We start from the raw sequence: 7,430 nt of genomic DNA on the forward strand, positions 1-7,430 counted from the left end.
CACTTGGGAACTGCACTTGGGAACTGCACTTGGGAACTGCACTTGGGAACTGCACTTGGGAACTGCACTTGGGAACTAAAAAACTTTGAAAATGTTTAACAATGAAGAAGCCCCTAGGCTGACAAATTGGAGTTCACACTGTCAACCACTCATTTGGAAAATAATTTATGAATCCCCTTGTTTTTATCCTCTTATTGGTTTCATGTACGGATGATTTTAACAGTTGCTATTCAAACAATACAATGGTTAAAACTTACCCAACAGCTCAAGCATGTGAACAAGCTATGGTACCATCCACAAAAAAATTTGCCTTTTATGGACAACAAATTTTTGCCCAATGCATAAACGTACACCCCAATTTACATCAACAAGAAGTAAAATTGATCTGGTCTGTAACAAACCATGGAAATTTCCTGCTTAAAAGTCAAAACGTCAATGACAAGAAATCCAAAGACCACAAACAAGACATTTTACCAACTTCGCTTCCCCTTGTCCGTTCTTCCTTCACAAACCTCTTGCACAAAAAATTTTAAAAGCATAAACCCAATCAAATCTCAAAAAATAATCAATGAAAGACATGATGGATAATACGCCTATGCCCCCTTCAAATGACCATCACGCAGAGCAAATTTCTCTGCCTCAAGATCTCCCCTTAGATCCTGCTGTAGAACGGGTGAGAAAAAAACTTATGGGTTTAATGATTATTTCCGTTTTAATAACGCTCTTCCTTATTCTGACCGTACTATTTTTAATTGTTTATAAAGTTATCGCAACCGGATCAGCGCCAAAACAAACAGAGCTATCTTCCTCTCTCAGCAAAAATCCACACGTTATCCATCATACGCTCTCCTTACCGGAAAAAACACAAATTTTGTCGCAAAGCCTCTCAGAACACAATATTGTACTGAAAATTTTAACCCCTGATGGACAAACAAAATTTATGATTTACAATTACCACACCGGTGCACTGGTCTCCGTTCTTTCTGTTGAAACAACACAAGAAATATCAACGACCATGCCTCATTAAGCAAATCAACATCACCACAAGCGCTTACATAGCACCCCTGAAGATTTAAACATTTTCCTCGGCTTCAAGATGCGACCACTTGGACAACGGCAGATTTTTCTCTATATCCCCTCACCTCATTGAGATGAAGGAGCAACCTTTTAGTCAATGCATCCTCATTCTTAAGAAAACGGATATTTCCTACAAAAACTCAAATGAACGTGTGAGGAATACACCTTCTTGAGTACAACAATTCAACATATTGATTTATAAGAACCATTTATTTTCAGGTCAAACGAGCGCCTCAAATACCGTAAGATTCTCTCATTTCAACTCTATTCATGGATGAAGTTCATTAAAATCATTTCCTCACACATCACAGCAAAAAGTACATGAATAAAAATACCTCTTATAAACGATTTCAAAAGCCAAAAGAAAAGCTTGCAACATTGATAATGAAAGCAATAATGCCCAACTTGCACCTTTTATTAAGCAAACATGGCTGATATTACAGCATTCATGGGTACCGTCACGAAATGGTCTTGAATACATTGAGAGATATCAAACACAGGTGCGAATAAACAAAGAAATCAGTTCTTCAGAAAAGAACGCCTCTAAAAAATACACAGATATGGTTTCCTCTGTATCCCCTTTACCTATTGCCCAGTAAAGAGACAAGCTTTTCTGCCGACTCCCTTTTTCAGTTTCCGATATTAACCATGAAAATTCAAAAAAGTACAAGAGGCTTGAGCATATACAATTGACCATCATGCATACCAACAACATCACCACAAGCGCTTACACAGCATTCTTGAGGTTTAAACATTTTCCTCTGCTGAAGGTGTCACCACACGACGACGGCGGATTTTTCTCTGTATCCCCTCACCTAATCCAGGCAAAGAAGAAACCTCTTCTGTTGATGTTGATGCATCCCCATTGCTAGAGCTTTCTGACGTTGCAAGTGAAAGCTCAAGAGATGATTCGTCTTGAATCCGAACAGTACGTCGACGGAGAGAACGACGCGTTTTTTTGACAGGTTCAACCTTTTCCTCAGAGCGACAGTGCTCTTGATCCGTTTTCTCATCCGATAGAGCCTCTAAAGCATTTTCACGCGCATCCCCATTTTGCGCTTTGGCATATCGGCCATTCCCATTCTTTTGCGACGGCATCTGTAATATATCTGTATCACTTGTCTTGCACTCGACAGCATCTTTTTTTTCACCTTCAGTGTTTATTTCGCTGTACTCTTGCTCGTTGTTTTCATCACGATTCTCATCACACCGAATAGATTGAGACATTTGCCCCGCTGCCGCTAAAATAATACGCAAATAGTGTTCTGCATGTTGTAGATAGTTCTCTGACATAACACGATCACCAGCCCCTTGTGCATCACGTGCAAGGCTTATGTATTTATCGGCAATTTGCTGAGCATTTCCGCGAATTTTAACATCCGGACCGCTACTTTCATAATTACGAGACAACGGGTTAGGACCGCGACGATTATTATTACCATTATTGTTATTATTGCGACCGCGTACCCGTCTATTTTGTTGTGGCCTCATTTTTATCCCTTTTTTGGAGTGTATATCTTGATTGACTCTTCTTCATTGCACTATTTTTGATAATACTGATTACATTTACCATACGGTTATCAAGCTATCCGTGTTTATTTCACTCAAATGAACCCTACTGATATTGATAAAAACATATTTTTTTTGAAAATCACAAAACAGCAGGGAAATCGTAAATCAAAAATTCCCTTTTTTTCTGTCAACCAGCAGAAAACTAGTGATGTTCACGTAAAATGCCAAGTGTTTTTTTTAAAATAAACCATATTTCACTAAAAAAATAATTATCTTGTGGAAAACAAAAAGGAGAACACACATACACCATACCTGACAAAGGAGAAACCCCATCAGAAAATATAAAAGCTACCCTTTTCTGTTTTAAAACCACCGCTCCTAAAAACGCCGATATTCTCTTCCCCCTCATGCCTTTAACTCACAAGCACTTATATCCCAACGAGTCACTGCACGAACCTCTTGATTTGATGATATATAGCCTCTTTTCACTGCTAAAGCAACCCCTGGCGAGCGATAATCCACGACCGCCTCACAAAACCTCTTAATTTTTATAGATAGATTAAGATGAAGCATTATTCAAGCCCTATAATGACTAAGAAATCAATCTTCTTTCCAAAAAAGACCAACGATATGATCCCTTTTTGTTTTAATCCCATGAAACTTTTAAAGGAATCAAATCGTTTGATTGACAACAAATTGAGCCTAAAAGCTAAATATTTAAATATAAAAAACAGCAATTTATGAGAAAAAACGCCCCATATGTCACACTGCTCTAAAAATCAGATTCTTCCCCCCAAAAATGGTCCTTTAAAGTTTACAAATTAAGAAGAGCATAACGGATTCCCTCTCCTCTATTTTCTAATAAGAAAATCGAAATTACAAAACAAGCACATTTGTAAACCCAGCATATATAACCGCAGCATAGCATTTGACGTATAGAGTAGCCTTGAATATTTATAGCCTTTCAAAGAAAGATTTCTTTCTTGTTTGTTCATGTTTATTGACTCCTGCCCTCAAAGGACGCAGCCTCTTAACCAACGTCGGTCTATAAACAATCCGAACTCTTTATCAAACACGTTCTCCTTGGCTTCCCACACATGTGATTCATTTAAACGAAAGATTCAATAAATCGACGAAGATTCACCACGCACGAACACTCCAATATTTCAAGAAGGTATACATGCCTTATGTCTCCACACCGTCATTATATTTGCCAGCTCGTAGGTGTTGCTATAGCCCTTGGCACCTTAGGATGGTTCATTATAGGCATTTTTAATCCTTATCTTATACAATTTTACCACACACCAGCCTCACTTATAACGAAAAAGCAAGTGATTCTGATTGTTTTTAAGATAAACAAGTTTGAAATAAGAGAACCTTACGTTATTCAGGTCTCTAATTCAATATGAATATCGCTAAATTATCCACATAAATCAATTCATTGCATATTAAAGAAAGTGCGGTACAACAAGATAAATAAATCACTCTTCTCTTGGTATAGAGACAGGTAATAATCAGGAATTTTTATCTTTTCATCCAATTTCGCAATCTTTTAACTTTCCGTATAAAAACTTAAAAGTAATTGCGCCTTTTACCTTGTTTATTCTCTCTTTCATTGAGAAAACAATCTCGTAAGAGAAAATAATTTCCATCCCCCGGCCGTACCATCATCAAACATTGTTTTTTCGCAGTATCAGAAAGCTTATCCCACATTTCACGAATAGCAAAATAGGCTTCACTTTCTAAATTAAGGCAGTGCTGATAAACTTCTTTTTTCATCTCGGGCATAACGGAAGCAGAAATTTCCTTGCAATACACACGCAGATCAAAGACAGGAATAGCCAATTCAACAGGCGCTTGTTGTGTTATTTTTTGATGAGAAGAAAAATAACTGACTGCCTTTGCAACAGCAAAACACAAAATCACTATACAAAAAAGTATCATGCAAACAAAAGCAATCTTGCGATACAATCTTTTGAAATAAGCATTTTGCCTTGCGCGAATTCTTTTTTCCATAAAGACTATATCCTTTAACATCCCTAAAGAAGCTTTTACAGCAAAAAATGATAGAAGTATCTGTGTACATAATACAAGTTATAACGGCAAACGATCAATACACTTATATAAAAAGGCTCTCTTTTATCGTATAAAATTCTTGTGAAAAACTTTTCTCATCCCCTTTATGAAAAAAGAGAGATTATCATTTTCTCCCACCCTCTTTAAAAGACAAAGATTCTTTATCCATACTGATCTGTAAACAATGAAGCTACTCTTAAGGAGAAATCTACTTATCTTTCTCCTTGGGGCTCCCCCTTGACTTCCCCTTAAGGCTCTTCCTCCCTTAGGCTTTTTCTCTTGGATTTCCCACGCATGTGATCTCTATCACCATCCCTCAACAAGCGATATTTCATAAGGCGTTATGGACAAAAACGTGCCACCTCCCCATAGTCATTACACACCGAACAAAAAACTCTCATGTGCATTTACATGAGTCCCTACAGAAAAAACGTCCCTCATATTCACCCCACACAAACACCTCATGTATAAAATCTTACACGCCTTATACCACTGCCCCTCAAAGGGCAGTGGTGACAACCGGAAGAGATTATTAATGTAAAAGGTTACACGAAGAAAAAATGGTTTTTCTGATTGATTTCTACAAACCCTGTTAAAGACACTATGCATTTTGGATCATCTGGCATTGATGAGAAGACTCCCTCGCGTGCGCCCGCATTTTACGCATCGCCCCCTTATCTCTCTCCATCAAAGGGTAACAAAATTATTTTTTACTCTTCCACAGTCCCCATGATAATCAATGCAAAGAAACGAAAACTGCCCCCACATTTTTGCTTTGATTCCCTATTGGAATAAAAAACGCATAAGAATTTAGAGATTTCACAACAACAAGAACACACAAAATATAATGATGAGAATAATATCCAAAGCCACCTCAATGACAACGACATAGCACCCTTGGCTTCTAGACAATAAAAAAGCCGCGCCTTTAAATGACGCGGCTCATGAATAGAGATATAACTAAATAAAATACAAAAGAAATTAATAATGAATACTTATACACAAAACGTATAATATTGCAAGCTTTTTAATTATATTTATAAAACTTATCCAAAAAGAATATAAATAATGAGGGATAACAGCCTTTTTTTATTTCATTCATTTAAATGAAAAAAGCTTCTTGCCTCTCTTATGGCTTTAACCATATCAAGCATAATGCCTTCGTATTGAAAGGAGTCTTTTGTAATAACGATCTTTCTAAAATCAAAACGTATCAAATAAATCAAAACACTTTCGTATCTTTATCTCAATATAATCCAAGAGCAAACGTATAGTTTAAGTACATCGCTATAATAAACCCCGTTCTTTTACATTTGTAAAATCTGGTTTTTCTTGACATGCGTCCACCACTTCAAAAAATGAAGATTTTTCAGCCAATCAGATCTATCAATAGTCCGGATTCTAGCGGGGTTCATTTAGCTTCCCACGCATGTGATTCCCTTAAACTTCAAGTCCGAAAATATGCCCTCCTGAATATTCAGCACGCCCAAAAAACACTTGTATCAAGAAAACTTAATATCACCACACCTCAAAGGAGGGTGTTTTATGGCATAATTTTACAGCATCACAAGATAAGACAAATAAACAAGCACTTGTAGTCCACTGTCTGATAAAAAAACAAGCACACCTTTAGCCCTCAAGCCTTCTCCAACAAGCCATCATTTTTCTTTTTTATAAGAAAGTTCAATGATAGATATTCTCCCCCGCTTTAATCTATTTTGGCAAATACACTTTCTTTTTTATGAGGCTTTTGAGCAATTAAAAAGGCGACAAACGGCTACTTTTCTCTTTAAAAAAGCGTAAAAACAGTAAATTTCTTATAGATTTACGATCATCAAACGCCCTATCCAAAAGCTTTTTCAAAGTGTTGCAAGATTTTATTTTTTGCAATTTTTTTGCCATGCGTTTCTGCTGAGGCAAGACTTCTTTCTTTGTAGGCTTTAAAGGCTTGCCCATAGATTTTAATAATGCGCCCTAATTTCTCCAACAACGCATGATAAACTTCCCTACAACAATCTTTCTCTATTTGTGAAATATGTTTTTCTTTTAATAAATTTTTACCTTTTTAAAAACATCTCAAACAGGGTGCAATTCCAAGACCCACCGAAAATATAAATAGGAAAAGTTTATCTGATATATAACTTCAACAAATGCATTTTCATTGCGACCAATCACTCTTTTCTATTTTTCTTCTTAAAACTAAAAAAGAAATTTTTTAGGAGGATGAATTATGAAACCTTCATGAGCATTGATGTGTATTTCTGGTACCTTCTGTATTTCTGAAACAAAATTTTCCCTATCCACAAAAGATGATTCTATTTTAATTTCTGATGTCTCCGTCTTAATATTGGGGATAGTTATTTTACCGCTAACAATACTATTGATATTATCTTGATCCTCTTCTTTCGCCTTTTGTTCGACATTGGTAAGATCTAGAGCATTTAATTTTTTTTCTAAAGCATCCACACGCTTTGAAATTTTTGTAATATCTTCATATGCTTTCTTCAACAATGCGTTTAAAGGAGCATGTCCCATTCTTCCGCTAGCATAAAGAACGACACGAATACATTCAGGATCATCAATATCAGCAATAGAAAATGGAAAAAGTGCCATTATATCCCCCTTTTTAATAAGCTAAACAGCCGTTGAGCATTTGAATATCTTTTCTCTTTGCACGGTTCTTTAAGAAACCTCAGACAACCATATGAAAGGCTTTAAAAAAAATTTCCTCATCGAAAATTTTTACAAGGTATTTTTTTAGATTA

At 36.2% G+C, this 7,430-nt stretch carries 5 protein-coding genes; 2 read left to right on the forward strand and 3 right to left on the reverse strand.

All coding sequences use genetic code 11. The features are described from left to right. The first annotated feature begins 167 nt into the window (after positions 1–167). Positions 168–533, forward strand: a complete 366-nt coding sequence (locus ACFIO3_RS06175) for a hypothetical protein (RefSeq protein WP_375608200.1) — start codon at positions 168–170, stop codon at positions 531–533. Between the two features lie 44 nt (positions 534–577). Beyond that, positions 578–1,027, forward strand: a complete 450-nt coding sequence (locus tag ACFIO3_RS06180) for a hypothetical protein (protein ID WP_375608199.1) — start codon at positions 578–580, stop codon at positions 1,025–1,027. Positions 1,028–1,824: 797 nt separating this feature from the next. On the opposite strand, the gene ACFIO3_RS06185 is transcribed toward ACFIO3_RS06180, so the two are convergent. The 3 genes from ACFIO3_RS06185 to ACFIO3_RS06195 form a co-directional block, all read right to left on the reverse strand. Then, complete coding sequence (locus ACFIO3_RS06185; RefSeq protein ID WP_375608198.1) at positions 1,825–2,568, reverse strand: DUF4167 domain-containing protein; 744 nt, start codon at positions 2,566–2,568, stop codon at positions 1,825–1,827. A gap of 1,593 nt (positions 2,569–4,161) precedes the next feature. Continuing rightward, a complete protein-coding gene (locus ACFIO3_RS06190) occupies positions 4,162–4,605 on the reverse strand; it encodes a hypothetical protein (protein WP_375704204.1) in 444 nt (147 codons plus the stop codon). Positions 4,606–6,864: 2,259 nt separating this feature from the next. Beyond that, a complete protein-coding gene (locus ACFIO3_RS06195; RefSeq protein ID WP_375608195.1) occupies positions 6,865–7,278 on the reverse strand; it encodes a hypothetical protein in 414 nt (137 codons plus the stop codon). Positions 7,279–7,430 lie beyond the last annotated feature (152 nt).

The sequence above is a fragment of the Bartonella sp. AD328YNZD genome, from assembly GCF_042196425.1.

Coding starts and splice junctions, on each gene's coding strand:
- ACFIO3_RS06195 (WP_375608195.1), bottom strand. CDS start 7,278: ATGGCACTTTTTCCATTTTCTATTGCTGATATTGATGATCCTGAATGT.
- ACFIO3_RS06190 (WP_375704204.1), bottom strand. CDS start 4,605: ATGGAAAAAAGAATTCGCGCAAGGCAAAATGCTTATTTCAAAAGATTG.
- ACFIO3_RS06185 (WP_375608198.1), bottom strand. CDS start 2,568: ATGAGGCCACAACAAAATAGACGGGTACGCGGTCGCAATAATAACAAT.
- ACFIO3_RS06180 (WP_375608199.1), top strand. CDS start 578: ATGATGGATAATACGCCTATGCCCCCTTCAAATGACCATCACGCAGAG.
- ACFIO3_RS06175 (WP_375608200.1), top strand. CDS start 168: ATGAATCCCCTTGTTTTTATCCTCTTATTGGTTTCATGTACGGATGAT.